This window comes from Rathayibacter sp. AY2B3, assembly GCF_002931755.1.
Lineage (GTDB): Bacteria > Actinomycetota > Actinomycetes > Actinomycetales > Microbacteriaceae > Rathayibacter.
The window spans coordinates 32,731-54,228 of record NZ_PSUG01000013.1 but is presented as its reverse complement, the minus strand read 5'-3'; the positions used below and the strand labels follow the sequence as shown (position 1 = coordinate 54,228).

The following is a 21,498-nucleotide window of genomic DNA, read 5'->3' as shown; positions in this document are numbered from 1 at the left end:
GGCCCGGTACCGGCGGCGATCAGGCGGGGACCGCCGTCCGCGCGAGCAGCTCGGCGATGCGCCCGGTGCAGCCGCCGCAGCCCGTGCCGGCGCGGGTCGCCCGCCCGACGCAGGCGACCGTCCCGTGCCCCGCGGCAGCCGCATCCGTGATCACCGCCGCCGTCACACCGTTGCACCAGCAGACCGTGGCATCGGGGGCGAACGGATCGCCGGTCGCGGCGGCACCCGCATCGGGGGCGTCCAGACGCAGCAGGCTCGTCCGGTCCGCCGGCAGCTCCGAGCCCCGCTCGAAGAGGAGGCTGAGCTCGGCGCCGACCCGGGGCAGACCCACCGAGACGAACCCGCGCAGCACTCCTCCTGCGGTCACGAGCTTGGCGTAGCCGCCGCGGGCGGGGTCCGCCCACAGGGTCACCTCGAGGTGCTCTTCGCCCGGGCGGTGCGGGTCCCACGGCTCCGGGGCCACGTCGCCTCCTGCCACGAGGTCGACGCCCTCGGCCTTCAGCATCACGACCGCCGGTCGGGCGTCGGAGACGCGCTCCTCGGCGCAGCGGCCCTCCGCCTCCGCCCGGATCCGTGCCGCGAGCCGATCCGCCTGCTCCCATCCCGGACCGATCAGTCCGCTCGGTCCGCCGGGCACGCGGCCGTCGGGCAGGGCCGAGCCGCGGGAGGCGACGTGCGCGCAGTCTCCGATCGCGAAGACGTCCGGGTCGCTCCAGCTGCGCAGCTGCTCATCGACCAGGATCCCCGTCGAGACGGCGAGCTCCGCGCCCGCAGCCAGCTCGACCCGCGCACCGACACCGCACGAGAGCACCAGCAGATCCCCCTCGATCTGCTTGCCGTCAGCGCAGACGAGCGCCTGGAAGTGCGCACGGCCGCGGTCGTCGTGCGCGAGCAGGACGCTCTCGGACCGGGCGTGCGCCACCATCTCGACGCCGGCCGCGCGGGCGGCCGCGGCGAGCATCCGGCCCCCGCCCGTGTCGAGATTGCGGGCCATCGGGATGTCCCCGTGGAAGACGACCACCACCTCCGCGCCCTGCTCCGCGGCGGCGAGGGCGAACTCGATACCGAGCACTCCCGCCCCGAGCACGACGAGGCGAGCGCCGGAGCGCACGGCCTCGCGGACCACCCGGGCGTCGGCCAGGTCGCGCAGCGCCACCACCTGCTCCGGGAGGGGCCGGGAGCCCGTGTCGAGCGAGCCCGGATCGGCGGCGCGCACCGTCCGTTCGCGTCGTGCCCGCTCCATCCCGGCGAGGGTCGGCACGTTCGCGCGGGCACCGGTCGCCAGGACGAGGCGATCGTAAGGCAGCCGCTCACCGTCGTGCAGCCGCACGACGTTCCGCGCGCGATCGATCCCCACGACGGCCGCTCCCAGGCGCAGGACGACGCCCGCCGCCTCCGCCGCCGTCCGGTCGCCGAGGTCGAGGCGCTCGCGCGTCGCCCGGCCGACGGCGTACTCCGCGAGCAGGACGCGGTTGTAGGGGTCGTCGCTCTCGGCGCCGACGACCGTCAGAGCGACCAGACCGGTCCGCACGGCCGGCAGCAGCTCCTCGACGAAGCGCGAGCCGACGGGTCCGTAGCCGATCAGGACGATCCGCTCGGGAGGTGTCTCAGGCATGTGCCGTCCCTTCCGCGCGGACCCAGACCCGCGTGCGCTTGAACTCGGGCATCGACGACACCGGGTCCACGACGGCCTCGGTGAGGAGGTTCGCGCACTGCTCACCCGCGTAGTGGAAGGGCAGGAACACCGTGTCGTGCCGGATGTCCGCGGTGACGCTCGCGCGGGCGCGGACCACGCCGCGCTCGTTCCCGATCGCCACAGGTGCTCCGTCGCGGACGCCGAGCCGGGAGGCGGTCGCCGGGTGGATCTCGAGCCGCGCCTCGGGGCGGGCCGCATCGAGCTCCGCGACCCGCCGGGTCTGGGTGCCCGACTGGTACTGCTGGAGGTAGCGGCCGGTCACCAGGGTCAGCTCCTCGCCGCGGTCCACGACGACGGGGACGGCGGGGATGACGGCGACCAGTCGCGCCCGGCCGTCGGGGTGCCCGAAGCGCTCCGCGAAGAGGCGCGGCGTCCCCGTGCCGCCCGCGGGGTAAGGCCAGTGGGCGGCGATCCCGGTGTCGAGCAGGGCGTGCGAGAGGCCGGAGTAGTCGGCCACGCCTCCCGCGGACGCGCGGGCCAGCTCGTCGAACACCTCCGAGGGGACCGTCGACCAGCGCGAGGGGGCGTCGAGACGGCGCGCCAGCTCGCTCATGATCCAGAGCTCGCTGCGCACTCCTGCCGGCGGGTCGATCGCCCGGCGGCGGCGGAGCACCCGGCCCTCGAGCGAGGTCATCGTGCCCTCCTCCTCCGCCCACTGCGGCACCGGGAGCACCACATCGGCCAGCGCGGCGGTCTCGGAGAGGAAGAAGTCGCAGACGACCAGCGTGTCCAGGGCCTCGAGCCCGGCGCGGACGGCGTCGGCGTCCGGGGCCGAGACGACCACGTTGGAGCCGTGCACCAGCAGGCAGTGCACGGAGCGTCCGAGTTCGGCGAGCAGGGCGGTGGCGGGCAGCCCCGGGCCCGGGATCGATTCGGGCGTCACGTCCCAGACGGCGGCTACGTGGCGCCGCGCCTCCGGATCGCGGATGGAGCGGTACCCCGGGAGCTGATCGGCCTTCTGGCCGTGCTCGCGTCCGCCCTGGCCGTTGCCCTGACCGGTGAGCGTGCCGTACCCCGACCCCTCGCGGCCCACCAGGCCGAGCACGAGAGCGAGGTTGATCGCGGCGGTCGCGGTGTCGGTGCCGTCGACATGCTGCTCGACCCCGCGGCCGGTCAGCACGAACGACCGCCCCTCGGCGAGCCGGCGCGCGAGGGAGCGGAGGAGCGAGGTCGGCACGCCCGTGACCGCGGAGGTGCGCTCCGGCCACCACGCCGAGACGCTGCGGCGCACCGCATCGGCGCCGGTCGTGCGCGCGGCGAGGTAGGCGGTGTCGGCGAGGCCCTCGGCGAAGACCAGGTGGGTCAGCCCGAGCAGGAGCGGCAGATCCGTCCCGGGGGCGGGCTGCAGATGCGTGCCGGCGCCGTCCTCCGTCAGCCGGGCGGTGGCCGAGCGGCGCGGGTCGACGACCACCAGGCCGCCCCGCGAGCGGGCACCGGCGAAGTGGGCGAGCAGCGGCGGCATCGTCGCCGCGACGTTCGAGCCCAGGAGCAGGATCGTGTCGGCGTCGTCGAGGTCGGACACCGGGAACGGCAGTCCGCGATCGACGCCGAAGGCGCGGTTGCCGGCCGCCGCGGCTGAGGACATGCAGAAGCGGCCGTTGTAGTCGATCCGGGAGGTGCCGAGAGCGATCCGAGCGAACTTCCCGAGCTGGTAGGCCTTCTCATTGGTGAGGCCCCCGCCGCCGAAGACGGCCACCGCGTCGGCGCCGTGCCGCGCCCGCACGCCGCGCACCGCTCCGGCGACCGCGTCGAGCGCCTCCTCCCACGACGCCTCCGCGAGGACGCCGTCGGCACCGCGCAGCAGCGGGGAGACCAGGCGCTGTCCGCTCGCCAGCAGCTCGGCGGAGGTCCAGCCCTTCGCGCAGAGCCCGCCCCGGTTCGTCGGGAACTCCCTCCCCTCGACCGCCACGGGTACGGGGCCCGTCGCGGGTGTCAGCGTCATCGCGCACTGCAGGGCGCAGTAGGGGCAGTGGGAATCGGTCGGGGCGGGGGCGCTCATCGTCAGATCCGGGTCCCCGTCTTCGCGGCGAGGCGGAGGTAGACGCCGGCGGTGATCGCGAGCATCACCGCGTAGGCGCCGACGAACCAGCCCAGCGCCGTCGTGTAGTCGCCGAACTCGGTCTTGGAGAAGCCGAGCAGCTGGGGGATCACGAAGCCGCCGTAGGCGCCGATCGCCGAGATCAGGCCGAGCGCCGCGGCGGACGTGCGCTGGGCGCCGATGCCGTCGTCACCGCGCTGGCGGGCGCGGAGGGCGAACACCGTGGGGATCATGCGGTAGGTCGCGCCGTTGCCGATGCCGGCCGCCGAGAAGAGCACGAGGAAGCAGGCGAGGAAGAGCCAGAAGCTGCCGAGCGGCAGCGTCGCGATCACGCCGAGGATCCCGGCGCCCATGGCGACGAAGGCGAGGACCGTGACAGGCGCTCCGCCGAAGCGGTCGGCCAGACGGCCGCCGGAGGGGCGGGACAGCGAGCCCACCAGGGAGCCGAGGAACGCGAGGCCGACCGTCGCCGAGCCGACGGCGAAGCCGGAGAACTCGGGGAACGTGTCGGCGATGAGCTTCGGGAACACGCCGGCGAATCCGATGAAGGACCCGAAGGTGCCGATGTAGAGCACGGCCAGCAGCCAGAGGTGCGGCTCGCGGAGCGCGGCGAGGGAGGCGGCGACGTCGGACTTCGCGGTCGAGAGGTTGTCCATGCGCTTGGCGGCGCCGATCATCGCCACGACGATCAGGGGGACCCAGAGGAAGCCGGCGATCGGCAGGTTCAGCGTGGCCGCGGCGCCGACGGTGATCGCGATCGGCACGACGAGCTGCGCGACGGAGGCGCCCAGGTTGCCGCCCGCGGCGTTGAGCCCCAGAGCCCAGCCCTTCTGCGCATGCGGGTAGAAGAAGGTGATGTTCGCCATCGAACTGGCGAAGTTGCCGCCACCGAAGCCGGCGAGCGCGGCCACCAGGAGCATGACGCCGAACGGGGTCTCCGGATTCGAGACCGCGATGCCGAGTCCGACGCTGGGGATCAGCAGGAGGCCCGCCGACACGATCGTCCAGTTGCGGCCGCCGAAGCGGGGGACCATGAACGTGTACGGGATCCGCAGGGTGGCGCCGACGAGGCTCGGCATCGAGATGAGCCAGAAGATCTGCCCGGTGTCGAAGGCGAATCCGGCCGCCGGCAGCGAGACGACCACGACCGACCAGAGCTGCCAGACGACGAAGCCGAGGAACTCGGCGAAGATCGACCACCTCAGGTTGCGGGCGGCGACGGAGCGTCCCTCCGCCTCCCACTGGGCGGGGTCCTCGGGGTTCCAGCCGTCGATCCAGCGGCCCGGCCGTCGGATGATGCCGGTGGAAGCGGCGGCGGTCGTGGGGGCGGTGGTCGGGGGTGCAGCAGTCATCGTGGTCCTCCGGAGGGTGGGTGGCGCGCGCGAGGGCGCGCTCGGGACGGGGAGGTGGAGCGGTGGTGGTGCGGGGAGGAGGCGTCAGGCGTTGCGCCCGAACAGCTCCGAGACGATGTCGACCAGCTCGCGGGCGGGCGGATCGACGGCGGTGAGGAGGGGAGCGGAGGCGAGGTCGGCCCCCGCGGAGGCGGCCAGGCCGGCGAAGTAGCCGGGCGCGAGCAGGTAGGTGGCGACCACGACGCGCGCGCCGGGGTGGGCGGTGCGCTCGGCGGCGACCGCCTCCGCGACCCGCGGCTCAGCGGCCGAGATGAACGAGGTGCTCACCTCGCGGCCGAGCTCGGCGGCGAGGAGGCGGCCGGTGGTCCAGCAGTCCGCGACGGCGCCGGCGTCGCTCGAGCCGGCGGCGGCGAGCACGACGCGGTCGCCGTCGTCGAGCCCCGCCTCGTGGAGCCGGCGGGCGAGCACGCGCGCCAGGCGGGGATCGGGTCCGAGCGCGCCCGACACCCGCACCGGCCGCTCCGCCTCCGCCGCGGCCTCGGCGAGGTCGACGTGCACGTGGTAGCCGGCCGAGAGCAGCAGCGGCACGACCACCACCGGCCGGCCCGGCTCGAGAGCGCCCAGGGTCGCGGGGACGTCGGGCTGCTGCACGTCGACGAAGGAGTCGAGCACGTCCAGCGCCGGGTTGGCCCGGCGGACCGCATCGACCAGTGCGGCGACGGCACGCCTCCCGTCGTCATCGGAGGTTCCGTGGGACGCGGCGACCAGAGCGGTCCGCTGGGCGACCTCGATCCTCCCCTCCCTCTGGCGCACCTGCCAGGTGGCGAGGTGCAGCTCCGCTCGTGTGAAGCAGGCGCCGGTCTCGAGGTCGAAGACGTCCTTGTGCAGGGGCGAGGCGATCGTGGGCCGCTGCACGCCGTCGACCAGACGCGAGCCGACGATGCCGCGCGAGAGCACGGCCGCGCCGGTCGCGGGGTCGAGGTTCGAGACGGCCCGCACCCGCCCGTCGGGCAGGAGGAACAGGGCGAGCTGCACACCGCCGACCAGGGCGGCCTCGCCCCAGAGCGGCTCGAGGTCGCCGACGGCGCAGACCGGCACCCAGGTGGTGGCGGTCGTGGGGGCGAGCCGATCGAGGAGGGTCATCGCTGCGCCTTCTTCCTGCACGTGGGCCACCGCGTCCGGTCGGTCGCGATGAGGCAACGGTAGGGATCGCGCGTTTCGTGCGAGCACGCCTCCGGTGTCACGGGCGTAACGAAGCCCTCACGGCCGGCGGCGCTCGCCGAGAGGCGCGCGTCACACGCTGTTACACCGGGGCAACGACGGGGAAACGGACCGTCCCTACGGTGGACGTCATGACTCCTGGAGCGAACACCGCCGCCCGGCCCCGACGCGTGCTCGTCGTCGGAGCGGGACCCGCCGCGCACCGCCTGGTCGACGCGCTCGTCACCCGGGCCGGCGACGAGGCGCTGGAGATCACCGTCCTCGGCGAGGAGGTGCACCGTCCCTACGACCGCGTCGCACTCTCGAAGCGCCTCGACGGCGAGCACGACCTGACTCTGGGCGACGGCGCTCTGTGGGAGTCGGCGCGGCTGATCACCTCCTCCCGCGTCGTCGCGATCGATCCCGACCACCTGCGCGTCGAGCTCGCGGACGGCCGCTCCCTCGAGGGCGACGAGATCGTCCTCGCGACCGGCTCCTCCGCCACGGTCCCGCCGATCGAGGGCGCTGAGCACGGCCGCGTCTACCGCACGCTCGAGGACGTGGACGGGCTCGTCGCCGAGCTCGCCGCGTTCCGCGCCCGGCGCGGCCGCCCCGCGATCGTGGCCGTGGTCGGCGGCGGTCTGCTCGGCCTCGAGGCGGCGGGAGGCGCGCACCGGCTCGGTGCGCGCACCTCCCTCGTCCACTCCGGCCGCTGGCTGATGAGCGCGCAGCTCGACGAGGGCGCCGGGCAGGCCCTCGGCCGCATCATCTCGGCGCAGGGGATCGCGCTGCACCTCGGCAACCGGCCCACCGCGATCCTCACCTCGCCGACCGGGACGGTGCTCGGCGTCGCGCTGACCGACGGCAGCAGCATCAGCGCCGATCTCGTGGTCTTCTCCATCGGGATCACGCCGCGCGACGAGCTCGCCCGAGCGGTCGGGATCGAGGTCGCACCGCGCGGAGGCGTGGTCGTCGACGAGGCGTGCCGCACCAGCAGGGCGGGAGTCTGGGCCATCGGCGAGGTCGCCGCGATCGACGGCCGCACCGTCGGGCTCGTCGCACCCGCCAACGCGATGGCGGAGGTGGTCGCCGACCGGATCCTCGGCGGCGACGCGACCTTCCCGGGCGTCGACGACGCCACCAAGCTCAAGCTCTCAGGCGTGGAGGTCGCCAGCTTCGGCGACGCCCTCGGCACCACGGAGGGAGCGCTCGAGGTCGTCTACGCCGATCCGGCCCGCGGTCTCTACCAGAAGGTCGTCGTCTCGGACGATGCGCGCACGCTGCTCGGCGGGATGTTCGTCGGCGACGCGGGCCCCTACTCCTCCCTCCGCCCGCTGCTGGGGCGCGAGCTGCCGGCCGAGCCCGGCGCCTACCTCGCGGCGGCGGGGGCGGAGGCGCCCTCGGGCGATCTTCCGGACGACGCCCAGGTCTGCTCGTGCAACAACGTCTCGGTCGGCGAGGTCCGCCACGCGATCGGCGAGGGGTGCACCGAGCTCGGGCCGCTCAAGGCCTGCACCCGCGCGGGCACCCAGTGCGGATCGTGCGTGCCCCTGGTGAAGAAGCTGCTCGACACGGAGCTGATCCGTGCGGGCGTCGAGGTCTCCCGCGCCCTCTGCGAGCACGTGGCGCTCAGCCGCAGCGAGCTGTTCGAGTCGGTCCGCATCCTCGGGCTGCACTCGGCCGAGCAGGTGATGGAGCGTTTCGGCTCCGGGCTGGGCTGCGACGTCTGCAAGCCGGTGATCGCCTCCGTCCTCGCCACCCAGACGAACGCCTACATCCTCGACGGCGGCCAGGCGCCGCTGCAGGACACCAACGACCGCGCCCTGGCCAACATGCAGAAGGACGGCACCTACTCCGTCGTCCCGCGGATCCCCGGGGGCGAGATCACGCCGGCGAAGCTCAAGGTGATCGCCGAGGTCGCCGAGCAGTACGGCCTCTACACGAAGATCACCGGCGGGCAGCGGATCGACATGTTCGGCGCCCGCCTCGAGCAGCTGCCCGAGATCTGGCGCCTCCTCGTCGACGCCGGCTTCGAGTCGGGTCAGGCGTACGGCAAGTCGCTGCGCACGGTCAAGTCGTGCGTCGGATCGACCTGGTGCCGCTTCGGAGTCCAGGACGCGGTCGGGATGGCGGTCTTCCTCGAGGAGCGGTACCGGGGTCTCCGCTCGCCGCACAAGTTCAAGCTCGGGGTCAGCGGCTGCGCCCGCGAGTGCGCCGAGGCGCGGGGGAAGGACATCGGCGTCATCGCGAGCGACCTCGGCTGGAACCTCTACGTCGGCGGCAACGGCGGCTACCAGCCGGCGCACGCCCAGCTGCTGGCACAGGATCTCGACGACGAGACCCTGGTGCGCTACATCGACCGCTACGTCATGTACTACGTGCGCACGGCCGAGCGGCTCCAGCGGACCGCCCGCTGGCAGGAGGAGCTCCCCGGCGGACTCGAGCACGTTCGCGAGGTGGTCTGCGAGGACTCGCTCGGCATCGCCGCCGAGCTGGAGGCCGCCATGGCCACGCACGTCGACACCTACGTCGACGAGTGGGCGGCGACGCTCGCCGATCCGGACCGGCTCCGCCGGTTCCGCTCCTTCGTGAACGCCCCGGACACCGCGGATCCGCGCGTCGCGACCGTGCGCGAGCGCGGGCAGGTCCGGCCCGCAGGCCGGGACGAGAGACCGGACGGACCCGTGCTGGTCGCGGGGCCGAGGATCCCCGTCGGTCCGGCCGGGATCGGATCGGACTCGTGATGCAGCTCTCCCTCGACCTCGCCGGACGCCGCGTGCTCGTGATCGGCACCGCCTCCGGGACCCGCCGCGTGGTCACCCGCTACCGTGCCGCCGGCGCACTCGTCCAGCGGCACGAGGCGGAGGACGCGCTCACCCAGGCGCCCCCGGCCCTGATCGTGTGGGTGGAGGGGCCGGCACCGCTCCGAGCGGCGGCGGCCGACCTCTGCCCCTGGATCGTCGACGAGGCCCCCGCGCCGACCCGGCCGGTCGGGCACGTCAGCATCGTCGGCGGCGGCCCCGGCGATCCGGATCTGATGACCCTCGCCGCCCGCCGCGCCCTCCGCGACGCGGACGTGGTGCTCTACGACCGGCTCGGTCCGCACGAAGGCCTGGCCGAGTGGGCGCCCGGCGCCGAGCTGATCGACGTCGGCAAGACGCCCGGGCATCACGCGGTGCCGCAGCACGAGATCGAGCGGCTGATGATCGTGCGGGCCCTCGCGGGCCTGGACGTCGTGCGCCTGAAGGGCGGCGATCCGTTCGTGTTCGGACGCGGGTCGGAGGAGGTGCGCGCGTGCCGGCTCGCCGGCGTCGGCTCCACGGTCGTCCCCGGAGTGACCAGCGCGATCTCGGTGCCCGCCGCCGCCGGAATCCCAGTCACCCACCGCGAGGTCAGCAGGGCCTTCACCGTGGTCTCGGGCCACGCGCCGTTCAGCGAGGAGGAGCTCGGCCATCTGGCCGGGCTGGGCGGGACGATCGTGGTGCTGATGGGAGTGAACACGCTGCCGCACCTCGTCGCCGGGCTGCAGCGCGCGGGGATGCGCGCCGACATGCCCCTCGCGATCGTCGAGCGGGGCTGGTCGCGCGACCAGCGCACGACGGTCTCCTCGGTCGGCGCAGTGCTCGGCCTGCTCGCCGAGCTGGCACCGCGCTCGCCCGCCGTGATCGTCATCGGCGAGGTGGTCCGGCAGGCCGCGTGCCATGATGCGGGGGACCCCGAGAGCATCGCCCGAGCGGTCGATGCACTGACCGCGTGAGACCCCGAGGGGGCCGAGCATGACCGGCACCGATCCCGACGCCGCCGTGGGGTTCCGACCCGACCAGCTGGACGGCTTCCGCATCGGGGTCACCTCCGACCGCCGCTCCGAGGACCTGATCGCCGCGTTCGAGCGCCGCGGTGCCGCCGTCACACACGCCCCCACCATCCGCATGCGCGGCGTCGACACTGAGGGCGCGCTCGAGGAGGAGACCCGCGCCATCGTCGCCGCCCGCCCCGACGTGCTCCTCGCCACCACCTCCTACGGCCTCCGGCGCTGGCTCGAGGCCGCGGACGCCGCGGGTATCGAGCTGGCCGACGCGCTGTCCTCCGCGCGGATCCTCGTCCGCGGACCCAAGGCGCGCGGAGCGATCCGTGCGGCGGGTCTCGACGACCACGGGATGAGCGAGCGCGAGACGACCACCTCCCTCGTCGACCTGGCCCTGCGCGAGGGCGTCGCCGGCCGCACGATCGCGGTGCAGCTGCACGGATTCACCGATCCGGCTCAGCTGCAGCGTCTCCGCGACGCCGGCGCCCGGGTGCTCACGGCCGCGCCCTACCGCTGGAGCGTGCACGAGGACTCGGCCCGGGTGCTGCGGCTGATCGACGCGGTCTGCGGAGGGGGCATCGACGCTGTCACCTTCACCAGCGCGCCGGCGGTGGAGGCGCTCTTCACGGTCGCGGAGGCCGCGGGCCGCCTCGACGACCTCCAGGCGGCGTTCCGCGAGACGGTGGTCGCCGCCGCCGTCGGCCCCGTGACCGCGGCACCCCTGGTCGAGGCAGGGATCCTCCCGGTCGTGCCGGACCGGTTCCGGATGGGCGCGCTCATCCGCCTGACCTGCGAGCACCTCGAGCAGGCGTCGCCCCGCATCGAGACGGCCTTCGGCACTCTCGAGCTCCGCGGCCGGCACGCCGTCCTGGGCGGGATCCGGGTGGCGCTGACCCCGGTCGCGCTCGCACTGTTCCGGACTCTCGTCGCCGCCGAGGGCGCGACCGTCGCGCGTCACGTCCTCGCGGCCTCCGCGCCGGAGGCTCTGGACGACCACGCGGTCGACGTCGCCGTCAGCCGCCTCCGTCAGGCCCTCCCCGAACCGCGGCTCGTGGCGACGGTGATCAAGCGCGGCTACCGGCTAGCGACTCCGCTCTGAGCGGCGGCGCGGTGCGGCTGCGGCCCTCTCCGCGCCGTCGCGGACGGGCGACCGCTCGAGGCCGCGCCGGGCGCGGTGCCACACTGAGCGCGTGAGCAGGCTGAGGGTCGTCGTCGCGCCCGACTCCTTCAAGGGGTCGGCGAGCGCGGTCGAGGTCGCGCGCGCGATCGCCGAGGGCTGGAGCGCTGCGCGCTCGGGGGACGAGGTCGTCCTCGCACCGATGGCCGACGGGGGAGAGGGCACGGTCGACGCCTTCGCGCTCGCGGTCCCGGGGTCGCTTCGGCTGCCGGTCGTCGTGCCCGGCCCGGACGACCGGCCGGTCCGCGCCTGGTGGCTGCTGCTCCCCGACGGGACCGCCGTCGTCGAGCTCGCCTCCACGAGCGGCATCACGCTGCTCGACCCGCTCCGCCCGCTCACCGCGCACACCCGCGGCTTCGGCCGTGCGATCTCCGCCGCCCTCGACGCGGGGGCGCACGCCCTGCTGCTGGCGATCGGCGGCAGCGCCTCGACCGACGGCGGAGTCGGGGCGCTCCGCGAGCTCGGCGCCCGCTTCACCACCGCCTCCGGCCGCGACCTCGGCGACGGAGGCGGTGCGCTGCCCGCGCTCGCCGCCGCCGACCTCCGCGGGCTCCGTCCTCCGCCGCCCGGAGGCGCGGTCGTGCTCAGCGACGTCACGACCCCGCTGCTCGGCGACTCCGGGGCGGCCCGCGTCTTCGGGCCGCAGAAGGGGGCCGGCCCGGAGGACGTCCTCCTCCTCGAGAGCGGCCTCCGCCGTCTGTCCGCGCATCTGGAGGCGGATCCCGAGGCGCCCGGCTCGGGGGCGGCGGGCGGGACGGGCTTCGGGCTGCTCGCCTGGGGCGCGCGCCCGACCTCCGGCGCCGGCGCCGTCGGACGGGCGATCGGGCTTCCGGCTCTCCTGGCGGGCGCGGACGTCGTGATCACGGGGGAGGGGCGCTTCGACGCGCAGTCCGCCTCGGGCAAGGTCCCTGTGCACGTCCTCGCACTCGCCGAGGCGGTCGGGGCGCGGACGCTCCTCGTCGCCGGGGCGATCGCGGCGCCGACCTCCGGCTTCTCCGCGGCGGCGTCGCTGACCGAGGCGGCGGGCTCCTCGTCCGCGGCCCTCGCGGACCCGCTCCCGCACCTGCGCGCCGTCGCCCGGGAGTGGGCCGCACGGCTGCTCTGACCACTCGCGGTGTCGGTGGTCGGGCGTACCGTCCGGGCATGCCCCGTGATGCGATCCGACCCCCACATCGTGTGGTCGGGCCGCCGCGCGGACCCCACCGGTCGGGCATGCCGACACGCCGTGGCGCGTTGTACACAGTGAACGGGATCCTTCTGTCCACACCTGTGGACGGTTCGTCCGGATCCGCGTCCTTCCGCGGTTCCACGGGCTCCGGCCTGTGGATGAACGGGGGAGGAACCGGTGGATAACTACACGGCTGTAACTACTACGTCTAGTGGGCTGACACCGGCCCGCCCCCTATATGTAGTATTGCTGAGCAGGTCGGAGCGAGAGCCCCACCGGCACCCAGAACTCACCCGGACCATCCTCCGACCCCGCCCGCATCGCGAGCCGCCGGTCGGGGAGCGGCACCGGGACACCCCCCTCCGAAAGGCGACACCCATGGCTGTGACGGTCTACACCAAGCCCTCCTGCGTCCAGTGCACCGCGACGTACCGCGCCCTCGACAGCAAGGGCATCGACTACGAGGTGTTCGACCTCTCCGTGGACGAGAAGGCCCTCGAGGCCGTCAAGGCCCTCGGCTACCTCCAGGCGCCGGTCGTCATCACGGACGACGATCACTGGTCCGGCTTCCGCCCCGACAAGATCGCGACCCTCTGAGGCGCACGAGCGGCGATCCGCGGCGTTGTCGGCGGGCGCCGTAGCGCCGCTACGGCTTCCTTCTCCGCCTTGCGGCTCACCACCCGTGCACCTCAGAGGCGGGACCGAGACAGCAGCTGACGAGGAGAGGGGCCGGAGGATGAGCGGGCTCGTGTACTTCTCCAGCAGCTCGGGGAACACGCACCGGTTCATCGAGAAGCTCGGACGGCCGGCGCAGCGCATCCCGCTCCACGCCCGCCGCGACGGAGCCGCCCTCGGCACGCTCCACGTCCACGAGCCGTACGTGCTCGTCCTCCCCACCTACGGCGGGGGCAACGGCGGAGGGGCGGTCCCCAAGCAGGTCATCCGGTTCCTCAACGATCCGTGCAACCGCTCCCTGATCCGCGGCGTCATCGGCGCCGGCAACACGAACTTCGGCGAGGCGTACTGCCTCGCCGGCGACATCATCGCCCGCAAGTGCGAGGTGCCGCACCTCTATCGATTCGAAGTATTCGGAACACCCGACGACGTCCGCGCCGTCGACGAAGGATTGGACACGTTTTGGACGCAGCAGTGATCGACGCTCCCCGCGACGCCGCACAGATGGACTACCACTCGCTCAACGCGATGCTGAACCTCTACGGCCCGAACGGAGAGATCCAGTTCGACAAGGACCGCGAGGCCGCTCGCGAGTTCTTCCTGCAGCACGTCAACCAGAACACGGTGTTCTTCCACACGCTCAAGGAGCGCCTCGACTACCTGGTCGAGAAGGAGTACTACGAGCAGGCCGTGCTCGACCAGTACTCGTTCGAGTTCATCCAGCAGCTCAACGACCTGGCGTACTCGAAGAAGTTCCGCTTCGCGACCTTCCTCGGCGCGTTCAAGTACTACACCTCGTACACGCTCAAGACGTTCGACGGGAAGCGCTACCTCGAGCGCTTCGAGGACCGCGTCGTGATGACCGCCCTCGGCCTCGCCCAGGGCGACGAGACGCTCGCGACCGCCCTCGTCGAGGAGATCGTCGCCGGCCGCTTCCAGCCCGCGACCCCGACCTTCCTCAACACCGGCAAGGCCCAGCGCGGCGAGCTCGTCTCCTGCTTCCTGCTGCGCATCGAGGACAACATGGAGTCGATCGCCCGCGGCATCAACTCCGCGCTCCAGCTCTCCAAGCGCGGCGGCGGCGTCGCCCTCTCGCTCTCGAACATCCGCGAGGCCGGCGCCCCGATCAAGCAGATCGAGAACCAGTCCTCGGGCATCATCCCCGTGATGAAGCTCCTCGAGGACAGCTTCAGCTACGCCAACCAGCTCGGCGCGCGCCAGGGCGCGGGAGCGGTGTACCTCTCGGCGCACCACCCCGACATCCTCCGCTTCCTCGACACCAAGCGCGAGAACGCCGACGAGAAGATCCGCATCAAGACGCTCTCCCTCGGCGTCGTCGTGCCCGACATCACGTTCGAGCTCGCGAAGAACAACGAGGACATGTACCTCTTCTCGCCCTACGACGTCGAGCGCGTCTACGGCATCCCCTTCGGTGACATCTCCCTCTCGGAGAAGTACCGCGAGATGGTCGACGACCCGCGCATCAAGAAGACCAAGATCTCGGCGCGCGAGTTCTTCCAGACCATCGCCGAGATCCAGTTCGAGTCGGGCTACCCCTACATCGTGTTCGAGGACACGGTGAACCAGGCGAACCCGATCAAGGGCCGCATCAACATGTCCAACCTCTGCTCCGAGATCCTCCAGGTCAACACCCCGACGACCTACAACGAGGACCTCTCCTACGCGCAGATCGGCAAGGACATCTCCTGCAACCTCGGCTCGCTGAACATCGCGCTGACGATGGACTCGCCCGACTTCGGCCGCACCATCGAGACCGCGATCCGCGGCCTCACCTCGGTGTCCGACCAGTCGCACATCACCTCGGTCCGCTCGATCGAGGACGGCAACGACAAGTCGCACGCCATCGGCCTCGGCCAGATGAACCTGCACGGCTACCTCGCCCGCGAGCGGATCCACTACGGATCCGAGGAGGGCATCGACTTCACCAACATCTACTTCTACTCGGTGCTGTTCCACGCCCTGCGCGCCTCCAACAACCTCTCCATCGAGCGCGGCACCACCTTCGAGGGCTTCGCCGACTCGACGTACGCCTCGGGCGCGTTCTTCGACACCTACACGGAGAAGGAGTGGGCGCCGGCCACCGAGCGCGTCGCCCGCCTCTTCGCCGACTCGGGCATCGCGGTCCCCACCCAGGACGACTGGCGCGCGCTCAAGGCCTCGGTCATGGAGCACGGCATCTACAACCAGAACCTGCAGGCCGTCCCGCCGACCGGCTCGATCTCGTACATCAACAACTCGACGTCCTCGATCCACCCGATCGCGTCGAAGATCGAGATCCGCAAGGAGGGCAAGCTCGGCCGCGTCTACTACCCGGCGCCGTTCATGACGAACGACAACCTGGAGTACTACCAAGACGCGTACGAGATCGGCTACGAGAAGATCATCGACACCTACGCCGCGGCCACGCAGCACGTCGACCAGGGCCTCTCGCTCACGCTCTTCTTCAAGGACACCGCGACCACCCGCGACGTGAACCGCGCCCAGATCTACGCCTGGCGCAAGGGCATCAAGACGATCTACTACATCCGCATCCGTCAGCTGGCGCTCGAGGGCACCGAGCTCGACCAGTGCGTCTCGTGCATGCTCTAGAGCACGCCGCCCCACCCCCCTCCGCACGACCCATCCGCAGCAGCGAGAAGGAATCATGACTCCCCCCGAGAAGCTCAAGCTCGTCGACTCCGTCCAGGCGATCAACTGGAACCGGATCCAGGACGACAAGGACGTCGAGGTGTGGAACCGCCTCACGAGCAACTTCTGGCTGCCCGAGAAGGTCCCGCTGTCGAACGACATCCAGTCGTGGAACACGCTCACGCACCAGGAGCAGCAGCTCACGATGCGCGTGTTCACCGGCCTCACCCTGCTCGACACCGTGCAGGGCACCGTCGGCGCCGTCTCGCTGATCCCGGACGCGATCACGCCTCACGAGGAGGCCGTCTACACGAACATCGCGTTCATGGAATCGGTCCACGCCAAGTCGTACTCCTCGGTGTTCTCGACCCTGTCGAACACCCAGGACATCGACGAGGCCTTCCGCTGGTCGATGGAGAACCCGAACCTGCAGAAGAAGGCGTCCATCGTGATGGACTACTACCGCGGCGACGACCCGCTGAAGCGGAAGGTCGCCTCCACGCTGCTGGAGTCGTTCCTCTTCTACTCGGGCTTCTACCTGCCGATGTACTGGTCCTCGCGCGCCAAGCTCACCAACACGGCCGACCTCGTGCGCCTGATCATCCGCGACGAGGCCGTGCACGGCTACTACATCGGCTACAAGTTCCAGAAGGGACTCGAGCGGGTCGACCAGGCCAAGCGCGACGAGATCAAGGACTACACGTTCTCGCTGCTCTACGAGCTCTACGACAACGAGGCGCAGTACACGCAGGACCTCTACGACCAGCTCGGCCTGACCGAGGACGTCAAGAAGTTCCTGCACTACAACGCCAACAAGGCGCTGATGAACCTCGGCTACGAGCCGATGTTCCCCAAGCAGGTCACCGATGTGAACCCCGCGATCCTGTCGGCCCTCTCGCCCAACGCGGACGAGAACCACGACTTCTTCTCGGGCTCCGGCTCCTCCTACGTGATCGGCAAGGCCGTGAACACCGAGGACGAGGACTGGGACTTCTAGGCGTCGACACCACGTCCCGGCCTCCACGGCGAACGGCCCCTCCCCTCGCGGGTGAGGGGCCGTTCCTCGTCTCCGGGCGGCGGTCGGGCGCCGAGACGCCGCACCCGGCGAGACACCGCCCCGTCGGCGAGACGCCGTACTGCCGGCGGCGCCTCGGGCGGCACGGCAGGGTCTCACCGAAGCTGAACCGGACGCAGGAGCTGGGCCGGAGCGGCTGTCGTGGGCGCTGTCAGAGGGCGAGCCGCATCAGCACGCGCGGGAAGCCGTTCAGCACCGAGGTCGTGTCCGCGGCCTTCTCGAAGCCCGCGCGCTCGAACAGCGAGCGCGTGCCGACGTACGCCATCGTCGGGTCGACCTCCGCGCCGGCGTTGTCGACCGGGTAGCCCTCGATCGCCGGGGCCCCGTGGGCTCGGGCGAACTCGACGGCGCCCTGGAGCAGCGGATGCGAGATGCCGCGCCCGCGGAAGCCGGGCCGCACGCGGAGGCACCACACGCTCCACACGTCGAGGCCGTCCACGTGCGGGATGCGCCGGTTCGTCGCGAAGCTCGTATCGGCCCGGGGGTGCACCGCCGCCCAGCCGACCACCTCGTCGCCGTCGTACGCGACGACGCCCGGAGGCGGGTCCTCCGCCACGAGCTCGCGCACCCGGTCCCCGCGCGCCGGCCCCTTCAGCTCGCGGTTCTCCTTCGACGAGAGGAGGCGGTAGCTCAGGCACCAGCACACGTTCGAGTCGGGCTTCTTCGGGCCGACCATCGTCGCGACCTCGTCGAAGACGGTCGCGGGGCGCACCTCGATCGTCATGCCGGAAGCCTTCCACTGCGGGCTCGGGCCGACAAGGTACGCAACCGAGGATGAGAGACGGATCCGGGCGCTCAGCGCACCGCCAGGTCGTCCCGTCCTCGATCGCGCACGCGGACCAGTGACCACTCCGCCGGATGAATGCAACCCCGACCCCCTGTTGGACGGCGCCCAGGCGGGGCGCCTACCGTGGACGAGGTATCCAACGAAGGAGCACTCCCTTGAAGCACGTCCCCCTCGGCACCTCCGGTCTCGACTCCCCGAACGTCGTCCTCGGCCTCATGCGCATCCCCGACATGACCGACGAGGCGATCCGTGGTCTCGTCGGCGCCGCACGCGACTCCGGCATCGACTTCTTCGACCACGCCGACGTCTACGGCAAGATGCTGCACCAGTGCGAGGAGCGCTTCGCCGAGGCGATGGCGCTGACCTCCTCCGAGCGCGAGCAGATCGTGCTGCAGACCAAGGCGGGCATCGTCGGCGACGGCCCGTACTTCGACTTCTCCTACGAGCACCTGATCGCCTCGGTCGAGGGCTCGCTGAAGGCGCTGCGGACCGACTACATCGACGTCCTCCTCCTGCACCGGCCCGACGCGCTCGTCGAGCCCGACGAGGTGGCGCGTGCGTTCGACGAGCTGCACGCGTCCGGCAAGGTGAAGCACTTCGGCGTCTCCAACCAGACGCCGTACCAGATCGAGCTGCTGAAGAAGTCGCTGAACCAGCCGATCGTGGCGAACCAGCTGCAGCTCTCGATCACCCACGCGCCGCTGATCGCGCAGGGCGTCGCCTCGAACATGGTCGGCGAAGACCAGTCCGTCATGCGCGACGCCGGCATCCTCGACTACTGCCGCCTGAACGACATCACCGTGCAGGCGTGGTCGCCCTTCCAGGCCGGGTTCTTCACGGGCGTGTTCCTCGACAACCCGGCGTACCCCGAGCTGAACGCCGCGATCGACCGGCTTGCCGCGAAGTACGACGTCCCGGCGATCGCGGTGGCCACCGCCTGGATCACCCGCCACCCGGCGGGCATGCAGGTCGTGCTCGGCACGACCACCGAGCAGCGCGTGCGCGATGCGGCCCTCGGCTCCGATCTGCCGCTCACGCGGCCGGAGTGGTACGAGCTGTTCCGCGCGGCGGGCTACCTCGTCCCCTAGAGCTCCCACCCCGGAGGAAATGCGCGTCGGCGCAGAGGAGGCACGCACCCGCGAGGGCGCGTGCCTCCTTCTCGTGCGCCCCGCGAGATGCCACCTGTACGGGCGACACGCCGTCCCGGAGCGCCACAGGTGGCATCTCGCGGACGTGAGCCTGGTCCGGGAATAGGAACGGCACCCCTGCGTTGAACTTGAGCGTAACCGACTCAACTTCCTCAGGAGGACAGGTGCCCGACAACTACAGCGAGGCCGGAGCGAGCTCGTTCGACGACTTCCTCGCCCGCTACCTCGACGGTGAGCGCGCCCGCGCGGCGCGGTCGATCGACCTCAGCCGATTCCTCACCGCCCGTACCCGCGACATCCTGCAGTCCGCAGGACGCTTCGCCCTCGAGCGCGGCCAGACCGAGCTCGACGCCCTGCACGTGCTCCGCGTGCTCATCGACGACGAGACCGTCTCGCAGGCCGTGCGCCGCATCGGCGTCGACCCCGCCGCCATCGCCACCGCCGCGGAGGCGCGCCTCCCGCAGGCCGACGAGGCCCACGCCTCGCAGAACGCGGCCACCATCACCCCCAGCGCGCAGCGCGCGCTGTTCCACGCCTACCAGGTCGCCCGCTCCAGCGGCTCGACCTACATCGAGCCCGAGCACCTCTTCTTCGCGCTCGTGCTCGGCCAGGACGCCCCCGCCGGGCAGGTCCTCGCCCGGGCCGGCGTCACCGCCGAGGCCCTCACCCAGGGCATGCGCGAGGCCGAGGCCCCGCAGCAGCAGGAGGCGGGGGAGCCCTCTTCCGACACCCCGATGCTCGACAGGTTCGGCACCGACCTCACTGCTCTCGCCCGCGAGGGCCGGCTCGACCCGGTCATCGGGCGCACCGACGAGATCGAGCAGACTGTCGAGATCCTCAGCCGCCGCACCAAGAACAACCCGGTGCTCGTCGGCGAGGCCGGCGTCGGCAAGACCGCGATCGTCGAGGGCCTGGCCCGCGCGATCGTCTCGGGAGAGGTCCCCGAGCAGCTGCGCGGCAAGCGCGTGATCTCGCTCGACCTCCCCGGCATGCTGGCCGGCACCCGCTACCGCGGTGACTTCGAGGAGCGCCTCACCGGCACCATGGACGAGATCGCGGCGCACGCCGGCGAGCTGATCGTCTTCATCGACGAGGTCCACACCGTCGTCGGTGCGGGCGGAGGCGGCGAGGGCGGCATGGACGCGGGCAACATCCTCAAGCCGCGTCTGGCCCGGGGCGAGCTGCACCTGGTCGGCGCCACCACGCTCAAGGAGTACCGCACCATCGAGAAGGACCCGGCACTGGAGCGGCGCTTCCAGCCGGTCCGCGTCGGGGAGCCCGGCATCGAGGACGCGATCGCCATCCTGCACGGTCTGCGCCCCGCCTACGAGGAGCACCACCGCGTGCGCTTCACGGACGACGCCCTGCGCGCCTCGGTCGAGCTCTCGGCCCGGTACCTCACCGACCGCGTGCTGCCGGACAAGGCGATCGACCTGATCGACCAGGCCGGCGCGCGCCTCCGCCTCCGCCTGGGAGCGGGCGTCGACACCGGCGCTCTGCTCGAGCGTCTGGCGACCCTGGAGGCCGACAAGAACGCGGCCGTCTCGGCCGAGCACTACGAGGAGGCGTCCCGCGTCCGCGACGAGATCACCGCCGTGCAGGCGGAGCTCGACGCGGCCACCGGCAGCGCCCCCGCGGAGGCGGTGGTCGGCGAGACCGAGATCGCGGCCGTCATCGCCCGCGCCACCGGCATCCCGGTGTCGCGGCTCACGGAGGGGGAGCGCGAGCGCCTCGCGCACCTCGAGACCGAGCTGCACCAGCGGGTCATCGGCCAGGACGACGCGGTCACCGCGGTCGCCCGGGCCGTCCGCCGCAGCCGCACCGGCCTCGGCGACTCCTCACGTCCCGTCGGCTCGTTCCTGTTCCTCGGCCCGACCGGTGTCGGCAAGACGGAGCTGGCGCGCACCCTCGCGGGCTCGCTCTTCGCCGATGAGCAGTCGGTGATCCGCTTCGACATGAGCGAGTTCGGCGAGCGTCACACGGTCTCGCGGCTGGTCGGCGCCCCTCCCGGGTACGTCGGCTACGACGAGGCCGGTCAGCTGACCGAGCGCGTGCGCCGGAACCCGTACTCGGTGGTCCTCTTCGACGAGATCGAGAAGGCGCACCCCGATGTGTTCAACCTGCTGCTGCAGGTGCTCGATGATGGACGCCTGACCGACGGCCAGGGCCGGACGGTCGATTTCCGCAACACGGTGATCATCATGACCTCGAACCTCGGGTCGGAGTTCCTGGCCTCGCGGTCGGGTGCGCTCGGCTTCGTCGCTCACAGCGACGCGTCGGCCGATGGCTTCGCCTCGGAGAAGGACCTGCGCGACCGCGTCATGGGCCGTCTCCGCGAGGCGATGCGGCCCGAGTTCCTCAACCGGATCGACGAGATCGTCCTGTTCCGCCGCCTCGGCCGCGAGCAGCTGCGGGAGATCGTCGGCATCGTCCTCGACACCACGCGCTCCCGCCTCGCCCCCCGCGAGGTGACGCTCGAGGTGACGGAGGCGGCCGTCGACTGGCTCGCCGAGAACGGCTACGAGCCGCAGTACGGTGCCCGGCCCCTGCGCCGGCTCGTGCAGCGCTCCATCGACGACCGGATCGCCGACCTGTTCGTCAGTGGCGAGGTCTCCGACGGAGGCGCGGTCCGCGTCGACGCCGTCGGCGGCGAGCTGCTGGTGACCTCGGCCGCCGCACTCCCGCTGGCCGCGTAGCCGGTCCCGCTCGGACCCCCGTCCCTCCTCCT

At 72.2% G+C, this 21,498-nt stretch carries 15 protein-coding genes; 10 read left to right on the top strand and 5 right to left on the bottom strand.

Going from position 1 to position 21,498, the window contains the following annotated elements:
• Positions 1-19: 19 nt before the first annotated feature.
• From C5C24_RS06220 to nirD, 4 genes are all read right to left on the bottom strand, one after another.
• On the bottom strand, positions 20-1,615 hold the full coding sequence (locus C5C24_RS06220; protein ID WP_104276729.1) for an NAD(P)/FAD-dependent oxidoreductase: 1,596 nt from the start codon (positions 1,613-1,615) through the stop codon (positions 20-22).
• Positions 1,608-3,695, bottom strand: a complete 2,088-nt coding sequence (locus C5C24_RS06215) for a molybdopterin oxidoreductase family protein (RefSeq protein ID WP_104304555.1) — start codon at positions 3,693-3,695, stop codon at positions 1,608-1,610. Before C5C24_RS06215 ends, C5C24_RS06220 begins: the two co-directional genes overlap by 8 nt.
• Positions 3,696-3,697: 2 nt before the next feature.
• Complete coding sequence (locus C5C24_RS06210) at positions 3,698-5,086, bottom strand: MFS transporter (RefSeq protein WP_104276727.1); 1,389 nt, start codon at positions 5,084-5,086, stop codon at positions 3,698-3,700.
• Positions 5,087-5,170: 84 nt separating this feature from the next.
• Complete coding sequence (gene nirD, locus C5C24_RS18555; protein ID WP_104304554.1) at positions 5,171-6,229, bottom strand: nitrite reductase small subunit NirD; 1,059 nt, start codon at positions 6,227-6,229, stop codon at positions 5,171-5,173.
• 209 nt (positions 6,230-6,438) lie between these two features.
• On the opposite strand from nirD, the gene nirB reads away from it, so the two are divergent.
• The 8 genes from nirB (at position 6,439) to nrdF (ending at position 16,757) form a co-directional block, all read left to right on the top strand.
• A complete protein-coding gene (gene nirB, locus C5C24_RS06200; protein ID WP_104304563.1) occupies positions 6,439-9,030 on the top strand; it encodes a nitrite reductase large subunit NirB in 2,592 nt (863 codons plus the stop codon).
• Positions 9,030-10,043 (top strand): uroporphyrinogen-III C-methyltransferase, encoded by a 1,014-nt coding sequence (gene cobA, locus C5C24_RS06195; RefSeq protein ID WP_104304562.1) that lies wholly within the window; start codon positions 9,030-9,032, stop codon positions 10,041-10,043. The genes nirB and cobA overlap by 1 nt, the downstream gene beginning before the upstream one ends.
• Positions 10,044-10,062: 19 nt before the next feature.
• Positions 10,063-11,190: a uroporphyrinogen-III synthase gene (locus tag C5C24_RS06190; protein ID WP_104276725.1), complete on the top strand. Its 1,128-nt coding sequence runs from the start codon at positions 10,063-10,065 to the stop codon at positions 11,188-11,190.
• 100 nt (positions 11,191-11,290) lie between these two features.
• Entirely contained in the window at positions 11,291-12,373 is a 1,083-nt protein-coding gene (locus C5C24_RS06185) for a glycerate kinase (protein ID WP_104276752.1), read from the top strand.
• A 441-nt stretch (positions 12,374-12,814) separates the two neighbouring features.
• Complete coding sequence (nrdH, locus tag C5C24_RS06180) at positions 12,815-13,033, top strand: glutaredoxin-like protein NrdH (RefSeq protein ID WP_068255139.1); 219 nt, start codon at positions 12,815-12,817, stop codon at positions 13,031-13,033.
• A gap of 139 nt (positions 13,034-13,172) precedes the next feature.
• Complete coding sequence (gene nrdI / locus C5C24_RS06175) at positions 13,173-13,589, top strand: class Ib ribonucleoside-diphosphate reductase assembly flavoprotein NrdI (protein WP_104304553.1); 417 nt, start codon at positions 13,173-13,175, stop codon at positions 13,587-13,589.
• A gap of 26 nt (positions 13,590-13,615) precedes the next feature.
• The gene (nrdE, locus tag C5C24_RS06170) at positions 13,616-15,721 is read left to right on the top strand and encodes a class 1b ribonucleoside-diphosphate reductase subunit alpha (RefSeq protein WP_104281774.1); all 2,106 of its coding nucleotides are present in this window, start codon (positions 13,616-13,618) and stop codon (positions 15,719-15,721) included.
• A 55-nt stretch (positions 15,722-15,776) separates the two neighbouring features.
• On the top strand, positions 15,777-16,757 hold the full coding sequence (gene nrdF / locus C5C24_RS06165; protein WP_104224358.1) for a class 1b ribonucleoside-diphosphate reductase subunit beta: 981 nt from the start codon (positions 15,777-15,779) through the stop codon (positions 16,755-16,757).
• A gap of 229 nt (positions 16,758-16,986) precedes the next feature.
• Here the strand turns inward: nrdF and C5C24_RS06160 are convergent, their stop codons facing one another.
• A complete protein-coding gene (locus tag C5C24_RS06160) occupies positions 16,987-17,559 on the bottom strand; it encodes a GNAT family N-acetyltransferase (protein WP_104273423.1) in 573 nt (190 codons plus the stop codon).
• A 218-nt stretch (positions 17,560-17,777) separates the two neighbouring features.
• Here C5C24_RS06160 and C5C24_RS06155 point away from each other — a divergent pair, with 218 nt between their 5' ends.
• Together C5C24_RS06155 and C5C24_RS06150 are read left to right on the top strand one after the other, a co-directional pair.
• Entirely contained in the window at positions 17,778-18,710 is a 933-nt protein-coding gene (locus C5C24_RS06155) for an aldo/keto reductase family oxidoreductase (protein ID WP_258065063.1), read from the top strand.
• A gap of 224 nt (positions 18,711-18,934) precedes the next feature.
• The gene (locus tag C5C24_RS06150; protein ID WP_104304552.1) at positions 18,935-21,466 is read left to right on the top strand and encodes an ATP-dependent Clp protease ATP-binding subunit; all 2,532 of its coding nucleotides are present in this window, start codon (positions 18,935-18,937) and stop codon (positions 21,464-21,466) included.
• Positions 21,467-21,498: the final 32 nt, after the last annotated feature.